Origin of the sequence: Termitidicoccus mucosus (genome assembly GCF_038725785.1) — a bacterium.
GTDB classification, from domain to species: domain Bacteria; phylum Verrucomicrobiota; class Verrucomicrobiia; order Opitutales; family Opitutaceae; genus Termitidicoccus; species Termitidicoccus mucosus.
Window position 1 is genome coordinate 913214 of record NZ_CP109796.1, and the last position, 25076, is coordinate 938289.

The following is a 25076-nucleotide window of genomic DNA, read 5'->3' on the forward strand; positions in this document are numbered from 1 at the left end:
GCGAAGGTTGAGGGGAAATACCATATCACCACGCGCGCCCTCCTCGGCGCGGCAGCGGCCCAATCGTCCATCGTAAATCTGAAATCGTAAATCCCTCATAGCATGGGCTGTCCCTGGCCGAGGCTGGGCAGGTTGACGACCGTCTCGATGGTGCGGCCGGAGTAGGCGAAAGTGAACTTGAGGCGTTGCGGCACGAGGCCGGCGCCGTTGGCGTCCTTCTGGAACGTGGTCTCGGTTTTCCAGTTTTTGAACTCGGTGTCGTAATAAAGGTAACTCATCGCGGTCACGAGCGGCGAGATGACCGTCTCGCGCGGCGCGTCGTCGGCGAAGTTGATCTCCAGGCGCGAATGCCAGAGCAGCACGAGCCCGGCGCCGTCGCGCACGGCCAGCGAGCACACGACGTTGGGCAGCGGACGCTGCGGCCACGCGCAAAGGCGGCTGCCGCCGGAAAATTCGCAGGTGAGCAGTTCCTCGGTCGCGCCGGTCGGCAGGCGCACTTCCTTCACGGCGGGCGCGGTGGCGGTCGAGAGCACGGCGGGCGGCAGGACGGCGCGCGCCAGTTCGCGTTCGACAAAGCGCGTGACATTGCGCGTGTGGAGTTCGAAGAGGCGCAGGTCGCTGTTGCGTCCCCACAGCTCGCCCATCGAAAGCACGAGCATGTTCATGCCCACAAAGACCAGCGCCGCGATGGCGACCGCCACGAGGATTTCAAGCAGGGTGAAGGCGCGGCGGGATCGGAGAGAGTGGAGGCGCGGCGCGGGCTTTTTTTTCATCGCCGTCCTCCCTGGTTTTGCGAGGCGGGATTATTTCTGCCGCCGCCTTGGTTTTTGCCACCGCCCTGGCCCTGATTTTTGCCGCCGGAGTTCTTGCCGCCGCCTTTGCCCGAGCCACCGTTGCTGCCGCCGGCGACGCCGCTGCTCATGCCGGAACCGAAGCCGGAGAGGGGCGATGTGATCTGCATGTCGAGAATCCGCTGGCGCGTCTCCGCCCGCAACGCCTCGCGGTCGGCCGGTTGCGACCAGGTCGGGCGCAGCAGGCGGAACGTTTCCACAACGGTGCGCGCCGGGCTTTCTTTGGCGGCCTCGATCTCGCAAGTGAAGGTGACGAGGAACAAATCCGCCGTCTCGGTCGGCTCGACCTCGGCCTTCCATTTCACGCGTCCGCCGTCCGCCCCCTCGAAATCCGCGCCGGCCAGCGCCGCGTCGAGGCTGCCCTCGGCCAGCAGCATCTCGCGGGCGAACCGCACGTCGAGTTCGCCCGCCGGGCCGCGTCCGGCGACCTCGTAGGCGGTGAGGATGTTGAGGTAGGATGCGACCAGCACGACCGCCATTGTCGCGAAAATCGCCAGCGCGACGAGCACCTCGATCATGGTGAAGGCGCGGTGAATTTTCGATTTTCGATTCTCGATTCTCGATTGATGGCGCTGCCGCGCCAAAGGATTTGCCGGATCAGACAGATCGGACGGATGCGTTTTGGCGCGGCAGCGCCCCAATCGAGAATCGAGAATCGAAAATCGAAAATTCACCGCGCCTCCTCCTTTACCAGCACCTGCGCGCAGGTCCACGGGTCGATGTCGAGCACCAAGGGCTCCGAGCCGCCCGCGCGCAGTTGCGCGCGGAATGGCGTGCAGGTGCCGTCACCGTAAAACGTGACCGACGCCAGCGTGGCCGTCTCCATCAAGGCGCCGCCGACCAGAATGGTGCTGTTGCCTTTTTGCGTCGTAAGAAAATCGCAGACCACCATCGCGACGTTCGCGGCGGAGGCCGCATTGTTGCCCCCGCCACCCCCGCCGCTTCCGGCGCTCGCAGCGCCGCCGCCGGCGGCCGTTTTTGCCACGCCAAACGGATAGCGCGTCTCGCCGCCTTCCCATGTCGCCACGAGCGCGGAAGGTTCTTCGTTCCCGCCCTTGGCGAAACGCAGCGTCACCTCGCGCCCGGACAGGAGCGCCTGTTTGCGACAGCCGTTGACCGCCTGCCAAAACACCTCCTCAGACGAAGGCGGCTTGGAATCGGAGATGCTCACCGCCCCCACGATAAACACGCCCGTGATCATTCCGATAAGCGCGATGACGAGGAGGATTTCGAGCAGGGTGAAAGCCGCGCGTCCTCGCCCGCCCCGCAGATGGAGGGGAAAACGTCGGGCCTGACCTTGCGTCAGGCCGCGCCGGAGAGGAAACGCCTCGGTTTTAGTCGAAGTGCGATGGCCCCACACGCGCACGCGGCCTGACGCAAGGTCAGGCCCGACAAGAAAGCTGGAGCGCGCCGTGGTCACGGAATCACTGCACCGCCTGGCTGGCCGGGCCGGCTGACCAGTTTCCGATATCATCCGCGGTGCCGTCCTGCCCGTCCGGGCCTTTCGACCACACGTCGTAGCCGGTCCGGTTGCGCACACCGGGGAACCGGTATTGGTAGGCGTTCTTCCACGGATCGAGCGGGATGTTGTCGCCCGTGATATAGGGGCCGCGCCAGCGGTCGGCCTTGTCCGCCGGGGACGTGATGAGCGCCTGCAACCCCTCGGCCGTGCTCGGGTAGTTGCCCATGTGCGTGCGGTAGGACTGGAGCGGCACTTGCAGGCTTTGGGTGACAAACAGCCGCGCAGTGTCCTCCTGCGAACTGCCGAAGATCCGGTCCACATTGGTGATGGCCAGCGCGACAAGCATGCCGAGGATGGCCACGGCCAGCAGGATTTCGAGCAGCGTGAACCCGCGCGAATCCCGGCGGGCGGCGCGGCGGATGGATTGGGAGGAGAAGCGTGTTCGGGGAGTCATGAGGAAGGAAATAAAAAACCTCGCGCGCCCGTTGTCGAGCGCGCGCAAAGGTCGACGGAGTATGACGCCCGGCCACGCCGGCAGGCTACAACCCGGATCACATTCCTCCCCAAAAACTCTTTTTCTTTGTTCTTTATCTTGGAGGACTGCCGTTTCGCTCACCGCCGCAACCCGCTCGGAGGCACGCCATGCACGGCCTTGAAGCAGCGCGAAAAATGCAGCGGATCGGCAAAACCCACATGCTGCGCGGCCTCCTTGACCAAACCGCGTCCGTCCATCAAAAATTCCGCCGCCAGATTCATCTTCCGGCGCAGCAGATACTGATACGGGCTGATGCCCTGAAACCGCCGGAAAAGCCGGCACACGCTCGACCCGTCCAGCCGCGCCGCCGCCGCGATGTCGTCGAGCGACGCCAGCCGTTCCGCCTGCCCGTCGATGAGCGCCTTGCAGCGCAGGAAATTCTCCCTCGAAGCCGCGCCCGCCCGCCCCGCCCCGCCGCCGCGCGGCATCGCATCGGCGATTTTCAGCAGCAACAAATCAAACAGCACCCCGCAAATCTCCGCCGCTCGCGCCCCCGGGCGTTCGCCCTCGCGCAACAAATCCTCCATCACGCTGCGCACCTCGCCGCGCGCCGCCAGCACGCGCACCCGGTCCGCCGCCAGCCCCGCGCCCGCCAGCCGCGCGAGCGCCGGCGCGCCCGCCAGACACAGGAAATATTTTACCAACGGAGCATCCGCGTCGGTCTCAAGCTCGCAGCGCGTCGTGCGCCGGCAGACAAAGATGCTCCCCGGCCCCAGCCGATGCCGCGCCCCGCCTCCCATGCGCACGCGCCCCGTCCCCTCCACCACGTATTCGATCACATGATACGCGAATGAGGTGCGGTCGAGATGGTAGTCGGGGTTGCAATGCTCGCGGCCGCCCAGCGCCAGGCCCCGCGCCTTCTCCCGCGCCGCCGGGCTTTGCGGCAGGTGCAGGAAAAAGTAGCGCGACCGCGGCTGCGAAACCTGCGGCGAAAGCAGCCCCCGCGCCGCCATGCGGTCGGCGCGGGATGCCGGCGCGCCGCCCCGTGGCGGTGGCGCCACCGCCTGCCGCCCCCGCGGTCGCGCGCCGCGCCGCTCGTTTTCCTCCGGCTCCGCGCCTGCGCCATGCCTTGCCGGACGCTGTTCCATTTTCATGCCCGCAAGGTTTATTCCCATCCATTGCCTAATCCAGCCAATATTATCCATGTCTCTGCCGTTTATCTCCATTTCAAACCGCCTTGATTACTGGTAGTCTATGCGCTTCACCTCGCCGCCTCACGATCCGTTATCCGTCAATTTTATCTATCCCCTGCCCTTCCCTCATCCGTTTTTCTTCCGACCCGAAACCATGAAAAAATCCAAGCCCGCTCCCAAATCGAAAAAGCCCGCCAAGGCCAAAACCATCGTGCTCGTCGCCAGCGGCGACCTGCGCCAGTCCGCCAATGAAACCTGCTGGCCCGCGCAGGCCGCCATGGAAAAACAGCTCGCCCAGGCTGTCGCCTCGCTCGGCGGCAAACTCGTCCGCGCGCATCCGTACAAGCCCGCGCTCAAGCACGGCTTCATCGCCTCCCAGAAGGAAGGTCTGGAAGTCTTCGCCAAAATCGACCCGAAGGCCCCCGTCATCGTCGCCGAATCCGTCTGGCAATACTCGCACCACGTGCTTCCCGGCCTCATCACCCACCAGGGGCCGATCCTGACCGTCGCCAACTGGTCGGGCCAGTGGCCCGGCCTCGTCGGCATGCTCAACCTCAACGGCGGCCTCACCAAGGCCGGCGTGAAATACTCCACGCTCTGGAGCGAAAACTTCGACGACGCCTACTTCCTCGGCAAACTCTCCGAGTGGCTCTCCACCGGCGTTTGCAGGCACAAGACCGCCCACGTCCGCTCGCTCGCCAAGTGCGCTGTCCCGTCAAAAGCCCGCGTCCTGGCCAGAAAAATCGCCGCCGACCTGCGCACGAAAAAATCCATCATCGGCGTGTTCGACGAGGGCTGCATGGGCATGTATAACGCCATCATCCCCGACGAACTCCTCTTCCAGACCGGCGTTTACAAGGAGCGCCTTTCGCAGTCCGCCCTCTACTACGCCGCCACGCAGGTGTCCGACGACGAGGCCCGGGCCGTGTTCGACTGGTATAAACAAAAAGGCTTCACCTTCCACTTCGGCACCGACGAGGAGAACGAGCTGACCGAGGCGCAAGTCCTCCAGCAGTGCAAGATGTATGTCGCCGCCTGCCGCATCGCCGACGAGTTCGGCTGCGAGGCCATCGGCATCCAATACCAGCAGGGCCTCAAGGATCTCATCCCCGCCTCCGACCTCGTCGAAGGCACGCTCAACAGCTCCGACCGACCGCCGGTCAAAAACACCGCCGGCCAGGTCATCCGCGCCGGCGACCCCATCACGCATTTCAATGAGGTGGACGAATGCGCCGGGCTCGACGGCCTCCTCACCAACCGCGTCCACAAGGCCCTTGGCCAGCCCGTGGAAAACACGCTCCACGACCTGCGCTGGGGCGATTGGGACAAGAGCGGCACGACCGACGACTACGTGTGGGTTTACCTCATCTCCGGTGCCGCTCCCGCCGAGCACCACATCGGCGGCTGGGCCGGCAGCGACGGCCACCGCCAGGACAAGATGTATTTCCGTCTCGGCGGCGCGACCCTCCGCGGCATCGCCAAGCCCGGCGAAATCGTCTGGAGCCGCATCTTCGTGGAAGGCGGCAAGCTCAAGATGGACCTCGGCCGCGCCAAGGTCGTGAAGCTCCCCGACGAGGAGACGCAGCGCCGCTGGGACGCCACCTCAAAGGTCTGGCCCATCATGCACGCCGTGACCTACGGGGTGACCCGCGACCAGATGATGGCCCGGCACAAGGCCAACCATATCCAGGTCGCCTACGCGAAGAGCGCGAGGGACGCCGACCTCGCGATGTATGCCAAGGCCGCCCTCGCCGCCGAACTCGGCCTCGAAGTCAGCCTCTGCGGCACCAAGGCCGACGGAAAAGTGTTCTGAACCGGCGGCGAACCGCAGTTCTCGACAGAACCAACCTTGACCCAAAACGAAGCCGGGACGCGAGATGCGCCCCGGCTTTTTCATGGACAGTCAAAACTGCGCGAACCAGTCTGCCTTTCGCATGAAAACCCAAACCCCGCTTGTCCTCGCGAGCCTGTTGCTCGCCCTCATTTGCGCACTGGCAGGCTGCCAGACGCCCGCATCCCCGGAAAAGAATCCGCCACCCGCCCAAAACGTCTCTGTTCCCGGTGAGATTTACTCTCTAGCAGAGACTGATGTTAAGCCCAAAGTAGTAGGACGCCGTCGTCCTCCAGTTTATCCATTTAAAATGAAACGGGCGCGTATTTCCGGCGAAGTGATACTTCAATTCATGGTAGATTCCACCGGAACCGTCCGCGATGTTGAGGTCGTGCGCTCCACACACCGAGATTTTGAAGCGCCGGCTATGGATGCGGTCGGGGAATGGCGTTTTACTCCCGCCCAAAAAGACGGCAAGCCCGCCAACTGCCGCCTGCAAGTCCCGATTACTTTCACGCTCAACCCCGATTACCGCTAAACACAGCCCCTCGCATCTTCCAATCATCCAACTCCACTTGCGAAATGGATTGGACTTTGGAGGGCCGAGCTCCCGCGAGGCCGTCGCGGTCGGACGCGACGTTTTTCGGCGACGGCCTCGCGGGAGCTCGGTCCTCCATCGAAAGAATAGTTATCATCGGGAATTGGTATGACTCCAAGGGCATCGGAACATCGGCATCGGATTTCATGCGGTGCCGATGCATATTTAACAAATTTAAAAAGAATATGTTGCATGCCAATAAGGTTCTAAAAAAGAACCTTGATATCCATCTTGTTCCTCTACTGCGCATCGCTTTCATCGCTCCCCGCCCAGTTCTTTATTCCGCCCCTCTCTTCTCCATCTACTCCATAATTTCGCCAGAGAATCCCTTCAGGTTCCGCTGGCATTGGTCAAAATCGCCATGACACCCCTCGCGCCTCCACGTGCCGCCCTCCTCGATTGTTTATTATACCATTTCCAAACCTTTAAATCTAACCACGGATTTCACGGATGAACACGGATAAAACCAACGGTTTCCCAATCTTTCTCTTATCCGTGATAATCCGTGTTATCCGTGGTCAAATAAAAAAAACGAACCATTAAATTAAACAGCAAAGAAGCAAAGCCGCGCAAAGTTCCGCAAGGAAAACCATTATTATTATTCGCGCATCTTCGCGTCCCTTCGCGCCTTTGCTGTGAAAAACCGAACCAATAATTTGAACAGAAGGAAACGAAGGACACAAAGAAAACAACAATCATAGAAGGCATTCTTCGTCCCCTTTGTTTCCTTCTGTTCAATAAAAAAACGAAGCCTTTTGTCCCCCATGAGCTCCTCTTCCCGTGAATCCACATTCAGCGTGCCGCCCTGCGCGGACATGCCGGTGGAAAAATCACAATGGTTCAGGGACGAGGTGCACGCCCATGACGCAAAGCTCAAATCCTACCTGCGCGGCTCGTTTCCCACGGTTGATGCCGAGGACGTCGCCCAGGAATCCTACCTGCGCATCTGGCTGGCAAGCGTGGCGCAGCCGATCAAGTCGGCCAAGGCGTTTTTGTTCACCGTGGCCAGGCACCTCGCGCTCGACACGCTCCGTCACCGGAAAAAATCCCCGATGATTGCCGTGCCGGATTTGGCCGCGTTGAACGTCATGGATGAATGCAGGGATGCCGCCGAGGCTGCCGCCACCAGCGATGAGATCGCGTTGCTGGCGGAGGCACTCGACTCGCTCTCTGCCCGCTGCCGTGAAATCATCATCCTTCGCAAATTCCAGCATCTTTCCCAACGCGAGGTCGCCGCGCGTCTTGGCATCGCCGAGGGCACCGTCGAGGAGCAGGTTTATCGCGGCATCCGACGCATGGAGGCGTTCTTCGTCCGGCGCGGCGTGATCAAGCCGTGGCCGGACAAACGCGACAACCGATGAGCAATCGCGCCGACACCGAGGCCGTTTCCGCCGCCGCCGCCCGCTGGGTGGCCCGGCGCGACGCCGGGTTGTCCCCGTCGGAGACGGCGGAGCTTGGGCAATGGCTGGACGCGGACGCGCGTCACAAGGCCGCGTTTGAGCACTACGCGCGCGCCTGGTCGACCTTTGACCGGCCAGGACGCGCGGGCGCGCGGGATGCGATGATGCGCGAGCTTCAAACCCGCGCGAAACACCGACGCGCGCGTCGCGTGCGCGCCGTGGCTGCGGTTGCATGCGCCGTCGTGATCTTTGCGTTTGCCGCCTTGCGTCCATCAGGCTCGCCGCCGCCATCGGGCGTGGTGGTGATGCAGCCTGAATGCCGGATGCTTGAGGATGGCTCGACGGTGGAGCTCAAGCCGGGTGCCGTCATTGACGTGCGCTATGACGAGGTGGCGCGCCGCGTGGTGCTGGCGAGTGGCGAAGCGCATTTTCAGGTTGCGAAAGGGCAGCCGCGTCCGTTCGTGGTCGAGGCGGGCGGCATGGAGGTGCGCGCGGTCGGCACGGCGTTTGCCGTGCAACTCGGCGCGGCGCAAGTGGAGGTCTTGGTGACCGAGGGCCGCGTCGCAGTGGAGAAACCGCCGGCGGCGCCCGCGACGACGGACGCGCCCGCGCTGATGTTGGCGGATACAGCCGGCGCGGCTGTCGCGCCGTCCCCGGCTGCAACCATCGCGCCGCCGCCGGCCATTCCCGCTCTCTCCGTGATGATGCTCGGCGCGCACGAACGTGTCGTCGTGGGAACCGCGCCCGAGGCGTCCGCGCCCGTTGTGACGCCGGTCACGTCCGCGGAGCTCAACGAGCGCCTGGCCTGGCGCATCCCGCGACTGGAATTTTCGGCGACGCCGTTGGCGGAGGCCGTCGCGCTGATCAATCGCTCCTCGCATTTGCCGGACGGGAGTGCAGGCGTGCGTTTGGTGCTGGATCCGGCGTCGCCGGGTCTGGCGGCGGAGCCGGTGAGCGGGTTCTTCCGCGCCGACAATATCGAGGCGTTTGTGCGTGTCCTTGGCCTGAGCATGGGCATCGAGGCCGAGCATCGGGACGCCGAGATTATCCTGCGCAGGACGCGGCGGTAGCCTCGTGTCTTGCGAGGTGCAAGGCATTGGCGGAGAAAAATCAATTTTCTCGTGCCGGATTTTTTCCGCCGGGGCGTCTGCATCAGTATGACCACCCCCCAGTCGCCCCTTGTCAGGGGCTTTGCTTTTTTATTCACATTTTTTGCCTGCTCCTGCCTTTTGGCTGGCACAGGCGCGACGACCAAGCACGTCTTCGACCTGCCGGCCGACTCGGTGGAAAGCGCCGTCAAAAAACTCTCCCGCCTGTCCGGCGTGGATGTCCTTGTCCCGACCAAGATCGTCCAAGGCGTGCGCACCAAGCCCGTCAAGGGCGAATACACTGCGCGCGAGGCGCTGGAAATCATGCTTGCGGACACGGACCTCATCGTCGAGCAGGACGCGAAGACTGACGCGCTGACCGTGCGCCCAAAAAAAAGCGCGCAAGCCACCGCCGGCGGCATCGAGGGCGCGGTCTATAATTCCACCAACAGCCTGCCCGTTGCCAGGGCGAGGGTGGCCATCAAGGGCACGTGGCAGGAAACGCTCACCGACGACGACGGGCGTTTTCTGTTCGCGGATATTCCCGCCGGCGAGACCACATTGGTGGTCTCTTATCTGGGCTTTGACCCGCGCACCGCCGTGGTGACCGTGGAGGCGGGAAAAACCGCCACCTGCGATTTCTCGCTCCTCCGCGAGGGCGCGGTGAAAACCGCCGCCGCGAAGGATGACGACACGATCATATTGGAAAAATTCACCGTCGTCGCCGACTCGGCCATGAGCGCGCAGGCCATCGCCATGAACGAACAGCGCCACGCCGCCAGCATCTCCAATGTCCTCGCCCTCGAGGAACTGCCCGGACAGGGCTTCGAGAATATCGGCGACTACGTCCGCTTCTTGCCCGGTGTGTCCATCATCGACGATGGCGAGAGCGCCAGCCAGCTCTCGCTCGGCGGTTTCCCGGCCAACATGTCGAACATCCAGCTCGACGGCGGCAACGTGGCCAGCACCGGCATCGACGACGTGGCGCGCGCCGGCGGGCGCGAGCTTTCCCTCCAAGACGTGCCCATGCTGAACATCGAGCGTGTGGAAATCACCAAGGTACCCACGCCCGACAGGCCCGCCTCCGGCCTCGGCGGCTCCATGAACCTCGTCTCCAAGGGCCTGCTCGGCATCAAAAAGCCCCGCCTCGACTACACGCTCACCATGAACCTCGCCACCAACGACGACCTCTCCTTCTCCGGCGAGAGTCCGCAGGCGGCGATTCCCCAGCTTCGCGTCGCGCGCAAGCAGCCCTCCTTCAGTCTCAGTGCGGTCGTCCCCGTCAGCAAGCGCCTCGCCTTCAGCGCGGGCTTCTCCAAGTCTTGGAAACAACTCCCCAATGGCGTGCTGACGGAAACCGCAGACTGGAACCTCTGGGAAGGCGTTCGTTTCACCAGGGCCGCTGAATGGGACGGGAATGGCTGGTATAAGGAAGAGACCGATGCACAGAGAGCGGCCGTCCACCACGGCGATTATCCCATCACCCTGAACACTGCCACTTGGCAGCGTACCGCGAAAATCACCAGCACGGAAAACGTGTCGGCCGGCATGGAGGTGCGCCTGTCCCGGCGCGACACGCTCGCTCTCACCTTCCAGCATCGCGAGGTCTCCGAGGAGTATACGACTAATCGGATCGATATAAGCTACGGATCAGCCAATAACTTAGACCCGGTTTATAATTCCAATATCCCTGCCGGGGCCGATCCCGCCACGACCACCGGCAATCGCCCGACCTACAACAACGCTGGAACACTCTACAGCCAGAATGGCGCCACCGGAACCTTTCAGGAAGGCCAGAACGCCCCGTTCAACTACAACCTCGAAACCGCCACCGACCAGTTAACCCTCCGCTACAAGCACCGCGGCCCCCTGTGGAACCTCGACGGCCAGGCCTCCTTGTCCCGCGCCACCCGCCTACGCTCCAACCGCGGTCGCGGTTATGCCTCCGGCTACGGCACCGGCAGCAACGCCGACGGCGTCGGTCGCTTCCACATGGTCGGCACCGGCATCAACACCACCGACAGCATCCTGCCTACCGTCACCGTTGCCACCAAGAGCGACGGCACTCCCGTCGATCCCTACGACGGCGACGACTACTTCCTCAACCTCGTCCGCATGGAGGAATACGGACGCTACATCACCGATACCTACCAGGGCCGCTTCGACGCGGAGCGCGTTTTCAGCCGCTTCTTCTCCCTTCGCACCGGCGCCGCCTTCTCCCGCGAGGAGCGCGACAACCAGCGCGAGCTCCCCACTTGGCGTATGAAAACCAGAAGCAATGGCCATCCGATGGCGAGTGTCTTTACCGACGACCCGCGTTATGTCTATCACTACGACCTCATCGATGACTCGATTGATTCGCCCATCGGCGGCGTGCCCGTCCGCTGGCTCAGTCCGGTGAAAGTGTGGACGCTGACCCAGGAGCACCCCGAGTATTTCACCCCCTACTCCAACAACGCTTACGAAAATTACAGCAACCGCGCCAACAACTCGAAGCTAATGCGGGAGGATATCGCTGCCGGCTACCTTCGCGCCGACCTGCGGCTCTTCGGCAACCGCCTCCACGCCGTGCTCGGCGCGCGCTACGAACGCACCGCGACCGACGGCTGGGTCGGCCGCACCGACAACAACGCCAAATGGATGCGCGACGAAAACGGCAACCGCATCAGGGACGAGATCAACGGCGGCTACCTGCAATACCCCGAGGGCGATGAGCTCTACCGGCGCCAGTATCAAGTCCGCGCCCTCCATCTGGGCAAGAGCTACGACGGCATCTATCCCAGCGTGAACCTCAATTACGCCCTCCACCCCAACCTCATCGCCCGCGCCGCCTACGCCCGCACCATCGGACGCCCCAACGTGAACGACATCGTCTCCGGCGTCACCATCCCCGAGCTTGATGACGATCGCACGACTGCCTACCGCATTTCGGTCTGCAATCCGGGCTTGGAGCCGTGGACCGCCGACAGCTTCCACCTCTCGTTCGATTCCTATCTCTTCAAGGGCGGTTTCGGCTCCATTGGCGTTTACCGCAAATATGTCTCCAACTTTTTTGCCACCAGAGTGTTTGATTTGGTTGATGGCATGGAGGCGGAACTCCTCGAGCTGGGCATTACCCAGTCCGACATCGAAGCCCTGATGGATGCGGGAAGGGACCCGGAGACGGGTATGGGCAGGGTTGAGCTTAGCCGCAAGGAAAACGCTGGTGACGCCAACCTCACCGGCTTCGAGTTCAGCTACCGGCAGGATCTGCTCTTCCTGCCCCGGTGGCTGCAAAAAACGCAGGTTTGGTTGAACTACACCCACCTGAAGGTCGCCGGGCCGAACGCGGAGGAGTTCATGGGCTTCGCCCCCGACGCCTTCTCCGCCGGCGTCAATTACTTCGGCCCCCGCTTCTCGTTGCGCATTTCCTGCGCCTACCAAGCCGAGACCAAGGTGCGGCGCCCCGTGCGCACCACCACCAGCGCGGAGACCGCCAGCCTTATGCCGCCGGACACCTTTGATTATCAGGCTCCGCACACCCGCTGGAGCGTGACCGCCGAATACAGCCTCTCGCGGGCCTTCACCCTTTTCGCCAATTGCAGCGACGTGTTCGCGGATGACATCATCACCTACCGCCGCGCCTCCGATACCCCGCGATATGCCTGGAACTACCAGCGCCGCGTCGCCGCCTCCTACGTCTCCATCGGCGTGAAGGGAACTTTTTAATCCGTTTTGACCGCCAGGCAGAAAGTATTTCCTTTCATGAAACACACAGATTCCTCCCCTCTTCTCCGCGCGTTCGTGCTCCTGTTGGCAGTCGCGGCGTTTCTCCCCGCGCTCCCGGCGCAAACGCAGTTGCCCGTCAATGGCACCTACGACTTCTACTCGGACACCCTCTACGACGGTGCCGTCGGTTCCCTCACGCAACAAGTCTCCGCTGAGACCGTCTGGCGCATTGCCGACGGCGTCACCGTGACCGTCGCCAATAACACCGTCACCGGCAATGTCGGCGGCGGCATCTTTGGCCAGGGCGTGGTCAATACCATCCGGATCGAGCCGCTCGGCACGACGGGGCGCGTCGTGTTCGACGGCAACTCCGTCGAGGCCGAAGGCTCCGTCTTCAACCTCGGCATGGCCGGCGCCAACCTCATACTCAACAACGTCTCCTTCCTCAACAACACCGCCCAGCGCGTGAACGTCGGCGCCGGCCAGGGAGGCGGCGCCATCCGCGCCGCCTCCGCTTCCGTGATGACCCTGTCCAACGTCCTCTTCCAGCGCAACAGCGGCCGTTATGGCGGTGCCATCTACGGCGCCGGCAACATCACCGTCACCAGCGGTACCTTCATTGGCAACTTTGCCCACGGCTGGAACGTCGTCGGCACCTCCCTCATGGGCAATGCCAACGCCGGCTACGGCGGTGCCATCGCCACCAACATAGGCTCCATGAAAATCGGCATCTTCCGCGACTCCCTGTTCAACGACAACTGGGCTCGCCGCGCTGGTGGCGTCGTCAGCACCCGCACCCGCTACTCTCTCGAATTCTACGACATCGTTGACATGTCCAACAACTTCGCCGGCTACGGCGGCGCCATCGCCGACCACTCCAACACCGTTGAGACCACCGAGGGTATCCTCTTCAAATACACCGGCACCGCCCCCATCACCAACTTCGTCTATTCCGGCAACAGGGCCAAGGGCGTCGACCTGGACCTCGCCGACGTCTCCCACGCCGATGCCACCGGCTCCGGCACCTTCACCCCCGTCGCCAAAGGCGGCGGCTTCTACATCTCCATGCCCAACCCGGCCACCGCCGGCTCCGGCGCCAAAACCCGCCTCCACTTTGAAATTGCCGACGGCGTCACCGTCCAAATCGGCCAGCCCGGCAACCCCCTTGCCTGGGACTCCATCGCCACCCTCGACGCCAGCGGCACCGCCGCCCTCCTCGAACTCACCGGGACCGGTGCTGCCGGCGCGGGCCGCCTCATCCTCCACGCCGACAACTCCTATTTCCAAGGCACCGTCAACGTCGGCACGGGCGCCCTCCTTCTCGGCAACCAAAACGCCTCGCTCGGCGGTGTGATCACAGTGGCGTCGGGCGCAACGTTTGGCGGCTCCGGCACGCTCGTCACGCACAAACAAAACGACACCGTCTTCGCGGGACGCACCAGCCTCACGCTCGCCAACGGCGCGAGCCTCACCCTCGGCACCGACACCGCCGTCGACGCCGAGACGCTTTACGTCCTCGGCAACGTCACCACTGGCACCGGCGTCACTTTCAACCACGACCTTTTCGCCAGCGGCTCCGCCAGCAAGCTCGCCGTCACTGGCACTCTCGCCCTTTCCGGCTCCGCCACCATCAACCTCGGTCTGCTGGCCACCGGCACCTTCACCCTCATGGAATGGTCGGGCACGGCCACCTCCACCTCCGGCACCATCTCCAATCCCATTTCCCTCGGCAACTTCTCCCTCACCGTCGCCGGCGTGGCCAACAGCCCCCGCAGCGACGCCGCGCTTTCCCTCGCCGGCAACTCCCTCGTCGCCACCCTCACCACCATCAACAACCTCGCCATGAAATGGACCGGCGCCGAGGGCGCCCAGTGGTCGACCCTTGCCGGCGCGCAAAACAACTGGATCGACGACGCCGGCTCCGGCGTGAGCAGCTTCTTTTACGCCGACCGCGTGGTCTTCGACGGCGTGGCCGACGCCGCCAACCCCGCCAACCGCGTCATCACCATCGGCGCGGGCGGAGTCACCGTTTCGGGCATGGAGGTCACGGGGATGGAGCGCTACGAGTTTCGCGGCGCGGGCGGCATTGAGGCCGACGCCGGTGCCGTCGCCGGCAACCCCGCCTTCACTCCCACGGGCAGACTCGTCAAGTCCGGCGTCGGCGAACTCGTCTTCGCCAACACCGCCGCCAACCTCTTCCACGGCGGCATCGAAATCTCCGGCGGCATGGTCACCTTTAACCGCGCCGCGCAACTCGGGTCTGGCACGACCGGCATCGTGTTTTCCGACTCGGGCACGCTGCGCGCAATTTCCACTGTCACCGGCACGCTGACGGAACGTCTGACCGTCGCCGCCGGCAAAACCGCCGAGTTGAAGGTGGACGGGGGCGGTGCGCTCACCTACGGCGGCACGCTCGCCGCCGGCGGTGCGGGTGCGACGCTGCGCAAGACCGGCGCTGGCGCCGCGTTGCTCACCGGCAACAACTCGGCCAGCACCCTCGCGTTCGCAGTGGACGAGGGTTCGGTGACGCTGGCGGCAAACGCCGTGCTTGGCGGGACCATCACCATAAACTCCGGCGCCACCCTCGCCGGCGTGGGCGCGGCAGGCGCAGGCGGCTCCGTCAGGGTCGTCTCCGGCGGCATCTTGGCGGCCGGCCTGAACACCGCGCAATCCGGGACGCTCACCGTCCACAATCTTGCGCTGACCGGCGGCGCGGTGTTGCGGATGGACTTGTTCAAGACTGCCGACACCGGTGGCTGGCGGAAAAGCGACCGCATTCTCGACACCGGCGTCTCCGCCATCAGCGGTGCCAACATCATCGACCTCACTTCCTTTGCCACCGGCACCTTCAACCTTGGCAACCTCACGGACCTCGCCGCCGACGGCCGTGTGACGCTCAGCGACATGGTACTGCCCGCCGGTGGACGCATCTCGGCCTCGCTATCCGACAACGGCGGCGTGCTGCAACTGGTCATGACCTCGGACCAATCCCGCGTGATGACATGGACGGGCGGCGGCGGCTCCACCTGGAATCTCGCCGGCACCAACTGGACGGACAACGGCTCCGTCAACCAATACAGCTACGGCGACCGCGTGCTCTTCGCCGGTGCCGCCGACCAAAGCATCCTCGTCGGCGGTGCCGAGGTGCGCGTGGCCGACATGACGGTTGGCGGCGACGCGGACTACACCTTCACCGGCGGCGGCATCCACGCCTCGGCGGGCAACGTGCAGGACGACGGCGCGGGCGGTTTCCTTTTCACCGATGCCACGGGCAAGTTGACCAAGACCGGGAATGGTGTCCTCACCTTCGCGAACGGGAAAAACACTTTCCTCGGCGGCATCGACCTCGCCGGCGGCGTGGTGGCGGTGAGCAGCGGCGATCAGCTCACCACCTCCGGCTCCACCGGCATCACCTTCGCCGACTCCGCCACGCTGCGCGCCGCGGCGGATGTCGTGCTCGACGACGCCATCACCATCGCAGCGGGAAAAACCGGCGTCATGGACAGCGGCGGCCACACCTTGGCGCTCAAGGGGACGCTCGCCGGCGCGGCGGACGCCACGCTCGCCAAGGCCGGCGCGGGCACGGTGGTGCTCGAAACAAACCTCTCCAGCTTTTCCGGCACGCTTGCCGCGCGCGCCGGCGTGTTGCGCGTGGGCGCGGAAAACCTGCTCACAAACGGCGCCCAGTCCGCCATCGTCGTCGATTCCGGCGCGACGCTCGATCTCGACGGTCACAACCAGTCGATCTCCAATCTCTCCGGCACCGGCGAAATCGCCCTCGGCGACGCGGAGCTCACCTACACCGTGGCGCCCGCCGGCGAGACGTTTGCCGGGAGCTTCAGCGGAAGCGGTGCGGTGCGCAAGGCTGGCTCCGGCAAGTGGACGCTCACCGGCTCAAGCAGCCATGCCGGCGGCCTCATCCTGCAAGCCGGCGCCCTCGGCCTGGCTGGCAACGCCGCGCTCGGCGAGGGCGCGCTGACCGTCGCCACCGCAAACGGAGTGCTTTCCATCGAAGCCGACGGTCTCGACATCCCCAACGCCATCGCCGCCGGCTCGGGCACGCTCACCATCGCCACCAATGGACGCGGCGTGGAATTTTCCGGCAACATCGGCGGCGGCACCGTGGTCCTCGACGGCACCGGCACGGTGGCCCTCTCCAATGCCAACGGCTACAGCAGGCTGGAGGTGAACACTCCGCTCGCCATCGCCCGGCGCGCGGAGTCCGCCGCCGGCACCGTGAACATCCGCGACGGCTCCACGCTGGAGTTCCGCGGTGTCCCGTCCGGACCGGTGAACGCGATCCTCACCGGCGACCGCGTGCTCTTCACTGACAGCACGCTCACCCTGGCCGGACAAAACGCGCTCAAAACCCTCGTCGTCGGCGCGGGCTCCCGCGTCACCGCCGCCACCACCGGCGCGCTCGGCGGGGCGGGCGCGGACATCGCCGTTCAGGATGGCGGCAGGTTGGAAACGTCCGTTCAAGGCACGTTGGGGCGCAACCTGCTCGTGGACGGCGGCTCGCTCGTGTTCGGCTCCACCGCCTACGGCTCCGGCTGGCGCATAAGCTCCATCGCCCTCTCTGGCACATTGGACTTCGCCAACGGCGGCGAGGTCCGCCTCGGCGGCCGCCTGTCCACCGGCGTCCACAATGCCGTTGTCGCCTACGGCGGCATCGCCAGCCTGCCCGCCTACGACGCCAACCAAGACGGCATGTTCATGACGGTGGACATCATTGACGGAAACCTCCTGCGCATCACCGCCTACGACATGGCCCTCGAACCCGGCAAGGACATCGCCGCCGGCTTCGACGCGATGCGCGCCTCGATGGACGCCGTCTATTCCCATCTCAACGACGCCTTCCTCGCTCCGCTCTCCGGCGTCGAAGCCCCCTCCGGCCCTGCAAGCGCCTGGTGGTTCCGCGGCATCGGCACCTTTGCCGAGCACGAAAGCGACAAGGAATACCTCGGCTACACCGACAACACCTACGCCGGCGTCCTCGGCTACGACTGGCTCTCCCGCAAAAACCTCATGCTCGGCGGCTACCTCGGCTACTCCATGACGCGGCTGGAAACCGCCAACGACGCCACCACCGACATCGACCTGCCTGTCTTCGGCGTGTATGCCGCGCTTCGCCGCGGCAACTATTACATGGCCGCCGACCTCGCCTATGCCACCGGTGGCGCGGACACCGCGCGGCGCGACCCGCTCGGCCACAATGTGACCGGCTCCTACGACCTCGACAGCATCGGCGCCAGTCTGGAGGCGGGCCGTGCGTTCGCCTTTTTCTCCGAGAGCACCATCAGGCCCTCCGTCGGCCTCCAATACACCACCCTTTCCTTCCACGACCACACCGAGTCCGGGACGGGCGCCGTGCGGCTGGGCGACATCCGCACCGACTCCCTGCAAGCCGTGCTGAGGATTGATGGCAGCAAGGAAATCAAACTGCCTTGGGGACTTCCTGGCATGGTGGACCTCGGCCTCGGCTGGCGTCAGAACCTTCATAACAAGAGGACGGATCTCCAGGCCACCCTCGTCGAGTATCCCGATACCCGCCTGCCTATTCGCGGCGACAAGTATGACGACAGCACCATCATCGCCCGCCTGGGCATCCGCATGATGCTCGCCAAGGCCACGCTCTTCTCCCTGTCCTACGATTATAACTACATCCCCTTCGGAAATCACAGAAACGCCACGCGCCGCGACACCTTCATCGCCACGCTCCGGCAAAGCTGGTGAGTGAGGAAAACATCTGCTGATGAACACGGATGGACATGGACCGGACCGGCTGGCTTTTGAGCGCGTTGTGTCGAAGCGAAGCGGCGGCACCGCTTCGCCCCGCCGCCGCGCTCCCAAAGCATGCCTGCCGCTGACTTTGTTTGTTTTTCTCCCGGTTATAGCCGCGTCGTTTGTCTTCGGTTGCGCTGGCTTGGTCGGCGCGCCCATTGCCGCCATTTCGCCGGCAGAATTTCGCGCTCCCCCGGCGTGGGCGCGTCCCCACGCCATGTGGCAGTGGGTGGGTTATAATATCACAAAAGAGGGCATTACCAAGGATCTCGAATCCATGAAAAACGTCGGCGTGGGCGGCGCGATCGTATTCCAGATCACCTCGGCGGGGACGAGCCGCTTCGCGCCCGTGGCCAATGTCTATTCTCCCGGCGTCGAATATTATAATGACGAATGGCTCGCCCTGCTGCGCCATGCCGCCGCCGAAGCCCAAAGGCTTGGTCTGGAGCTGGGCCTGCACAATTGCATCGGCTGGTCGGTCAGCGGCGGTCCCTGGATAAAACCGGAAAACGCCATGCAACGCGTCGTCTGGTCGGAAACACGGGTCGCCGGCCCGCGTCCGTATGACCGCTTTCTCGACCAGCCCGCCACCAAGATGAATCATTACAAGGATATCGCCGTGCTGCTCGTGCCCGACGGCGAGCCCGCGCCCGGCGATATTATAAACATCACCGGAAAAATGCGGCCCGACGGAAGGCTGGTCTGCGAAATACCAAGGGGAAAATACACCCTATACCGCTTCGGCCACACCCCGACCGGCTCGAAGCCCAACGCCGCGCCCGAGAACACCGACGCGCTGGAGGCCGACAAGATGAGCGCCGCCGCGATGTCCCTCCACATGCGAAGCGTGCTGGAACCGTTGCAAAAACACCTCGGCGACTATGTCGGACGTTCCCTCAAAGTCATTCATTTCGACAGTTACGAGGCGGGCGGGCAGGACTGGACGCCGCTCATGCGGGAGGAATTTCAAGCGCGGAAGGGCTATGACATCATCCCGTGGTTGCCCGTCCTCGCGGGACGCATGATTGAAAGCAAGGAGGCCGCCGAGGGGTTCAAACGTGATTTGAAGGCGGCCGTTGCAGACATGTTTCTCGAGTACAGTTTCCAGTTGCCCAAAAAAATGATCCACGAGGCGGGCATGGAAATGCAAAGCGAGCCCTATGCCACCGGGCCGGGCAACGTGGCGAGGCCGTTTAATACTTTCGACGCCGTGTTCATGTCCGACCGGCCCACCACCGAGTTCTGGTTTCACCGTCGCGCGGACGAACTCGACATCTGGCGGGTCGGCTCGGCCATCCCCTTTTTCGGGAAAACGATACTAAGCGCCGAGGCTTTTTCGGGCCGGGGCGAGCACAGCCGCTGGAGCGAGACGCCCGCGCGACTCAAGTTCAGCGGCGACCTCGCCTTTTCGCTGGGCATCAACCGCATGATCCTGCACCACTGGGTTCACCAGCCATTTCCTGATCATATAAAACCGGGCATGAGCATGGGACCTTGGGGAACGCATTTCGGGCGCAACCAGACTTGGTATGAGCCTGGCAAGGCATGGCTCGCCTATCTGGCCCGTTCGCAATATCTGCTGCAACAGGGCGAAAAGGTGTCCGATTTCATCGCAATGGATGTTTATGTTCCGGGCGGCGACGTGATTTCGGAAAAATCCCTGCTCAACCATGTTAATATAAAAGACGGCAGGCTGACCGGCCCCACCGGACGGATATATCATTTGCTCGCCATTTCCGGTAAGGACCAGGTGCCGTTGTCGCTGGAGGCGCTCGCAAAAATTGAGGAACTCGTGACCCGCGGCGCGGTTGTGTTCGGCCCAAAACCATCGGTGGCCGCGCCAAGCTTGGATTTCGCGGCAGACGAAAAGAAATTCAAGGAACTGGCCGACCGCATCTGGGGGAAAGGTCCGCTCCCGGAGACGGGGGAAAACTCATACAAAAAAGGCAAAGTGCTGTGGGGCGGTTCGGTCGATGAGGCGCTGCGTCGGTTGAATGTTCCGGCGAGTGTGGAATTTCAGGGCAGCCGGGACCGGGACGATTCCATCTGCTGGCTGCACCGGCAGGCGGACGGAGTGGATATTTTTTATTTTTCCAACCTCGGGGAGGAATCCAAACACCTGAATGTTGCGCTGAGGGCAAAAAACAAAACTCCTGAAACCTGGGATCCAGAAACCGGAGCGGTGCGCCCCGTCGCCATCTGGCGCCCGACAGACACCGGCGCAAACGTATCACTGTCCCTGAAACCCAATCAGGCTCTGTTTGTAGTCTTTGAAAAAACAATCACACAGGATGATTTTGCCGTCGCCGTAACCACCCGGCTGCCTGCGGATGATTTTATGGTGGAAAGAAAAGCGGATGGCTGGATAGTCAAATCCTCCATCCCCGGGGTCGTTGAATTGCAAACAGCCGCAGGCCGTAAATTGAGCGCGGCCATCGACGCGGTGCCTGACGGTCTGGTTCCAGGCGGGCCGTGGAATGTCGAATTCAAGCCGCCCGTCGGACAACCGTTCTCCACCAAGTTTGACAAACTCGAATCATGGACTCGCTCTGACGACAAGCGCATAAAGTATTTTTCCGGAACCGCGATATATACAAATACATTTCGTCTGCCCGAAACCGCCGCCGCCGATGATCTGTCCGTCATCCTCAATCTCGGAGTCGTGAAAGAGCTGGCTTCTGTTTCGGTCAACGGCAAGTTCGTCGCCACGCTCTGGCATACTCCGTTCGAGGTGGATGTCACTGGTTTTATAAAACCCGGCGAGAACGAGCTTCGCATCGAAGTGGCCAACACATGGGCGAACCGGCTGATCGGCGACAATGATTATCCCGACGATTGCGAGTGGAGCACGGGCAATCAAGTGGAGGGCCGGCCCCTGCGACGCTTCCCCGGCTGGCTGCTCGAAAACAAGCCGCGCCCATCGGGGCAAAGGCAGGCCTTTTCGACGTGGGATTATTTTAATAAAAAATCCGTCCTGGCCGACGCCGGCCTGCTGGACGAGCCGAGGCTGGAGTTCCGCGTGCATGCGGCCTTTTCCCGGCCTGAGTGATGGCAAGAACCGAAACTATTAATTGGCAGCCTGAAATCATCCGAAAAAACATTCTATCATTATGAAAACCAAAACCAATCCCCAAGCCAACCTCCCCGCGTTCGTCACAAAAGCCCGAGCATTGCTGCTGGCCGCAGGCCTCGCCACGCTGGCATCCGCGTTGTTTGCCGCGCCGATGGACGATACCACGCTGACTGATTTCGACTTCAGCGGCACGCAACAAACCCGCACGCAGACGCTGCTCGACAACGGCACGCTTGAGCTTCAGCGCGTGCTCACCGGACCGGCGAGCGGCTACCGCCACATGGGCTGGCCCATCGCCACCCGCCTGCCCGACGGACGCACGGTGTTGCTGATCCGGCACCTCCTCGACCACTCCGCTTACGCCAGCTATCCCGACAACGCCCGCCGCATCATCTGGTCCGATGACAACTTTGCCACTTGGCAACCTGCCGACGTTTTGGATGCGGCACCGCCCTTCGGTCGCAACCTCGACGATACACCGACCAAATACGACTACCAAGGGATGCACGCCATGTCCTGGGCCTATGCCAGCGGCACCACCCAGCTCGCCACCAGCGGCACCGCCCGTCTCGTCGCCGTCACCGCACAACAGGATGAAAATCCCAAGACCCCGCGCAGCCGCGTCTATCTCTCCGACGACCGGGGCGTGACTTGGCGCGAGCAGCCCAATGCCCTCGCCGCCATGCCAACCGCTGCCGTCCATTCCGGCCCAAACATGGTCCGCCATCCCGAATTTGGCCTCGTCGTGCCCTTCGGCCAAGAGACCACCATCGGCTCCAACAAGCAAAACTTCCTCGCCCGCAGCGCCGACGCTGGCGAAACTTGGGAAATCAAAACGTGGCTCAACGCCACCGCCTCCCGCAACGTCGAGCCCTCCCTTGCCACGTGGGGGTCCGGCCACATGGTCATCATCGGGCGCGATTACAACGAGGCCACCGGCTACGATGCCGCCAGCGGAAAATATTATTACACGCAGAATGTTTATAAACACACGCCCGGCGCGCCATTCTCCGCCGTCACCTTCGCCACCGCGCGCACCAACATCGCCGGCAACGGCGCCACCGCGAAGGCCAAGGGCAAAAACGCCCGCGAGGCGCACGACACCCCCGATGTCATCTACAATCCGGTCACCGGCCGCATCGAAATGATACAAAGCTCCCGCTGGGGCAACGGCGCCGAAAACCCGCTTCCCGCCGACCCGACCGACCCCACCCAATGCAACAACTCGCTAAACCTCTGGAGCATCGACCCCGTTGACCTGCTCGCCAGCGGCACCACCTGGCGCTTCGATGGAAACCTCGTCGAGCGCCAGGGCATCATCCTCGGCGGTGCCGCCGGCACCTACGGCGAAAAAGGCAACAAGGACGGTTACCACCCCGGCGGCTCCATCGTGGACGAGGCCGCCGGCAAACAGCACATCTTTATATACGTCGGCGTTTATACCCAATACGCCAATGCCTACCGCCTCAGCCGCCCGCTCGACACGTATGCCTTCCGCGCCGCCTGCGACCTGCCCCCGCTGCCGGCGCCCGCCGTCACCGGTGCCGCCGTCTCCGGCAACACCGTCACCATCACCGGCATCAACTTCACCGCGCTCAAGGAGGTGCTCGTCGCCGGCAAGACCGCCGTTTTCTCCCCCACCTACAGCATCACCGAAATAAAGGCCACGCTCCCCGCCGGTGTCACCGCCGTCAACCCCGTCAACCCCGCCGACCTCGTCGTGCGCACCGACCATGGCATCACCCGCGGCCTGTCCGACCCCGCCACGCTTCCGCCCGCGGTCAGCGCCATCTCTTACGAGACCATCTGGCCCGGCAATCCCATCACCATCACCGGCGTGAAACTCGCCGGTGTCGCCACCGTTCTCTTTGGCGACATGGCGATCACCAACTTCGTTTCGCACACCGACACGGAAATCGTCGTGAATGTCCCCGCCGGCGTGCCCGCCGGCGCCATCACGCTCAAGACCGCCGGCGGCGACATCGTGCCGCTCCCCATGAGCGGCAGCTACACCGTCGCTGAAAAACCCTCCGCACTCGCCCCGCTCGTCGCCACGCAGCCCGTCGTCATCGGCCTCCATCCCCTCGATCTCATCGCATCCGCCACCGGCGTGCCCGCGCCCTCCTTCAAATGGCAATATCGCAGCGGCGGCTCCGGCGACTGGGCCGACATCCCCGGCTCCGTCGATTACCAAGGCGCAAACACCGCGCACCTCTCCATCGTCAACACCGCCGGCAAAAACGGCTGGCAGTACCGCTACGCCGCGATGAATCACACCGAGGACGTTTATAGCGACACCGTGACCCTTCGGCTCCTCGCCGAGACGTTCACCGCCCCCGCCGGCCTCACCGCCACTTCCGGCACCTCCGGCCCCGACCTCTACGTCGCCGACGCCCAGGCCCACGTCATCCGCAAAATCACGCAGGCCGACGGAAAGGCGGTCGTGTTCGCCGGCCAGTCCGGCGTGTCCGGCCATGCCGACGGCGCCGCCTCCGCCGCGCTGTTCAACGAGCCGCGCGGCGTCGCCATCACCGCTGCCGGCGCGCTTGTCGTCGCCGACACCGGCAACAATGCCATCCGCCTCGTCACCGCCGACGGCGCGGTCTCCACCCTCTCCACGGCCTTTAACAAACCCCGTGCCGTCGCCGCCCACGACCAAAACAACGAGATCTACGTGGCTGACACCGGCAATCACCTGATCAAAAAAATCACGGCTGACAGTGCTGTCTCCATCATTGCCGGCGCCGCCGTGCCCGGCTTCGCCAACGGTAGCGGTCCCGCCGCGCAATTCAACACCCCTTCCGGCATCGCCGTGGATGTCGCCGGCAATCTCTACGTGGCCGACACCGGCAACAACGCCATCCGCTACATTGACATGACTACCGGCAGCGTTTCCACCTTCGCCGGACGCCCTCTCGTGGCCCCCGGCCACAACGACGGCGCAAAAACCACCACCGCCACTTTCAATGCCCCCGAGGGTGTTGCCGTGGACGCCGGCGGGTGGGTGTTCGTGGCCGACACCGGCAACTCGCACATTCGCACCATTCGCTCCGGCACGGTTTTCCACACGGCTCTCTACCCCGAGGGCTTTTCCAACTATGCCGGCTTTAAAGACGGCAGGGACAGCAATCCCGGCGATGTCTTGTTTGACCATCCGTCTTCCATCGTCGTGGCCGAGGACGGTTATCTCTACGTGGCCGACACCGGCAACGCTGCCATCCGCCGCATTGATAACGGCAGCGACGTCACGACGCTCTCCATCGAGCCACTGACAGGCAATTCCGATTCGCCCGGCAACGGCACGGGTGGCGGCAGCGGAGGTGGAGGCGGCGGCGCGCCCGGCTGGTGGTTCATCGCCGCCCTCGCCGCGCTTATCACCACCCGTGCCTTCGTGTGCAGGCGTTAAAAGGGATGCTGCACGACATCCCGCCACCGACAGGTTTGGCGCAGGCTTCTAACCTGTTTCAGCGGATGCTTCGTTTGCGAAACCCTTTCGAGAGCGGGCCCTCGCTATTTTGAATGGCTATTTTTCACACAAAGGCACAAAGGCGCAAAGAAAGACAGCAAAAGGGTATTCTGCTGAAGTCATCAATTTATTGAAATTCATAAGAAT

General features: G+C 63.6%; 13 protein-coding genes. 8 read left to right on the forward strand and 5 right to left on the reverse strand.

The annotated features are described in order from the left end of the window. Nucleotides 1-95: 95 nt before the first annotated feature. The 5 genes from OH491_RS03200 to OH491_RS03220 all read right to left on the reverse strand — a co-directional run bounded on the left by OH491_RS03200 (nucleotide 96) and on the right by OH491_RS03220 (nucleotide 3942). Nucleotides 96-773: a PulJ/GspJ family protein gene (locus tag OH491_RS03200; RefSeq protein ID WP_084441948.1), complete on the reverse strand. Its 678-nt coding sequence runs from the start codon at nucleotides 771-773 to the stop codon at nucleotides 96-98. Continuing rightward, on the reverse strand, nucleotides 770-1564 hold the full coding sequence (locus OH491_RS03205) for a type II secretion system protein (protein WP_342750856.1): 795 nt from the start codon (nucleotides 1562-1564) through the stop codon (nucleotides 770-772). Before OH491_RS03205 ends, OH491_RS03200 begins: the two co-directional genes overlap by 4 nt. Continuing rightward, the gene (locus OH491_RS03210) at nucleotides 1522-2271 is read right to left on the reverse strand and encodes a type II secretion system protein (protein ID WP_145928633.1); all 750 of its coding nucleotides are present in this window, start codon (nucleotides 2269-2271) and stop codon (nucleotides 1522-1524) included. Before OH491_RS03210 ends, OH491_RS03205 begins: the two co-directional genes overlap by 43 nt. Before the next feature lie 4 nt (nucleotides 2272-2275). Further along, the gene (gspG, locus tag OH491_RS03215; protein ID WP_068769829.1) at nucleotides 2276-2767 is read right to left on the reverse strand and encodes a type II secretion system major pseudopilin GspG; all 492 of its coding nucleotides are present in this window, start codon (nucleotides 2765-2767) and stop codon (nucleotides 2276-2278) included. Between the two features lie 158 nt (nucleotides 2768-2925). After that, on the reverse strand, nucleotides 2926-3942 hold the full coding sequence (locus OH491_RS03220; RefSeq protein WP_334319140.1) for a helix-turn-helix transcriptional regulator: 1017 nt from the start codon (nucleotides 3940-3942) through the stop codon (nucleotides 2926-2928). 193 nt (nucleotides 3943-4135) lie between these two features. Here OH491_RS03220 and OH491_RS03225 point away from each other — a divergent pair, with 193 nt between their 5' ends. The 8 genes from OH491_RS03225 (at nucleotide 4136) to OH491_RS03260 (ending at nucleotide 24869) form a co-directional block, all read left to right on the forward strand. Beyond that, entirely contained in the window at nucleotides 4136-5794 is a 1659-nt protein-coding gene (locus tag OH491_RS03225) for a fucose isomerase (RefSeq protein WP_068769828.1), read from the forward strand. An 82-nt stretch (nucleotides 5795-5876) separates the two neighbouring features. Then, the gene (locus OH491_RS03230; protein WP_334319139.1) at nucleotides 5877-6350 is read left to right on the forward strand and encodes an energy transducer TonB; all 474 of its coding nucleotides are present in this window, start codon (nucleotides 5877-5879) and stop codon (nucleotides 6348-6350) included. An 824-nt stretch (nucleotides 6351-7174) separates the two neighbouring features. Then, nucleotides 7175-7771: an RNA polymerase sigma factor gene (locus OH491_RS03235; protein ID WP_084441945.1), complete on the forward strand. Its 597-nt coding sequence runs from the start codon at nucleotides 7175-7177 to the stop codon at nucleotides 7769-7771. Next, nucleotides 7768-8880 carry a FecR family protein gene (locus OH491_RS03240; protein ID WP_068769352.1) on the forward strand — a complete coding sequence of 371 codons (1113 nt, stop codon included), beginning with the start codon at nucleotides 7768-7770 and terminating at the stop codon, nucleotides 8878-8880. The genes OH491_RS03235 and OH491_RS03240 overlap by 4 nt, the downstream gene beginning before the upstream one ends. A 159-nt stretch (nucleotides 8881-9039) precedes the next feature. Continuing rightward, on the forward strand, nucleotides 9040-12606 hold the full coding sequence (locus OH491_RS03245) for a TonB-dependent receptor domain-containing protein (RefSeq protein WP_334319138.1): 3567 nt from the start codon (nucleotides 9040-9042) through the stop codon (nucleotides 12604-12606). Between the two features lie 36 nt (nucleotides 12607-12642). Continuing rightward, a complete protein-coding gene (locus OH491_RS03250) occupies nucleotides 12643-18342 on the forward strand; it encodes an autotransporter domain-containing protein (RefSeq protein WP_068769350.1) in 5700 nt (1899 codons plus the stop codon). A 19-nt stretch (nucleotides 18343-18361) separates the two neighbouring features. Further along, nucleotides 18362-21439, forward strand: a complete 3078-nt coding sequence (locus tag OH491_RS03255) for a glycosyl hydrolase (protein WP_084441943.1) — start codon at nucleotides 18362-18364, stop codon at nucleotides 21437-21439. Nucleotides 21440-21500: 61 nt separating this feature from the next. Then, nucleotides 21501-24869, forward strand: a complete 3369-nt coding sequence (locus tag OH491_RS03260) for an IPT/TIG domain-containing protein (RefSeq protein ID WP_068769348.1) — start codon at nucleotides 21501-21503, stop codon at nucleotides 24867-24869. The last annotated feature ends 207 nt before the right edge of the window (nucleotides 24870-25076 follow it).

Excerpts from the sequence above, each read along its gene's own strand:
- OH491_RS03220 (WP_334319140.1), bottom strand. The coding sequence starts at position 3,942 with ATGAAAATGGAACAGCGTCCGGCAAGGCATGGCGCAGGCGCGGAGCCG.
- OH491_RS03260 (WP_068769348.1), top strand. The coding sequence starts at position 21,501 with ATGAAAACCAAAACCAATCCCCAAGCCAACCTCCCCGCGTTCGTCACA.
- OH491_RS03225 (WP_068769828.1), top strand. The coding sequence starts at position 4,136 with ATGAAAAAATCCAAGCCCGCTCCCAAATCGAAAAAGCCCGCCAAGGCC.
- gspG (WP_068769829.1), bottom strand. The coding sequence starts at position 2,767 with ATGACTCCCCGAACACGCTTCTCCTCCCAATCCATCCGCCGCGCCGCC.
- OH491_RS03255 (WP_084441943.1), top strand. The coding sequence starts at position 18,362 with ATGAACACGGATGGACATGGACCGGACCGGCTGGCTTTTGAGCGCGTT.
- OH491_RS03240 (WP_068769352.1), top strand. The coding sequence starts at position 7,768 with ATGAGCAATCGCGCCGACACCGAGGCCGTTTCCGCCGCCGCCGCCCGC.
- OH491_RS03200 (WP_084441948.1), bottom strand. The coding sequence starts at position 773 with ATGAAAAAAAAGCCCGCGCCGCGCCTCCACTCTCTCCGATCCCGCCGC.
- OH491_RS03250 (WP_068769350.1), top strand. The coding sequence starts at position 12,643 with ATGAAACACACAGATTCCTCCCCTCTTCTCCGCGCGTTCGTGCTCCTG.
- OH491_RS03230 (WP_334319139.1), top strand. The coding sequence starts at position 5,877 with ATGGACAGTCAAAACTGCGCGAACCAGTCTGCCTTTCGCATGAAAACC.
- OH491_RS03235 (WP_084441945.1), top strand. The coding sequence starts at position 7,175 with ATGAGCTCCTCTTCCCGTGAATCCACATTCAGCGTGCCGCCCTGCGCG.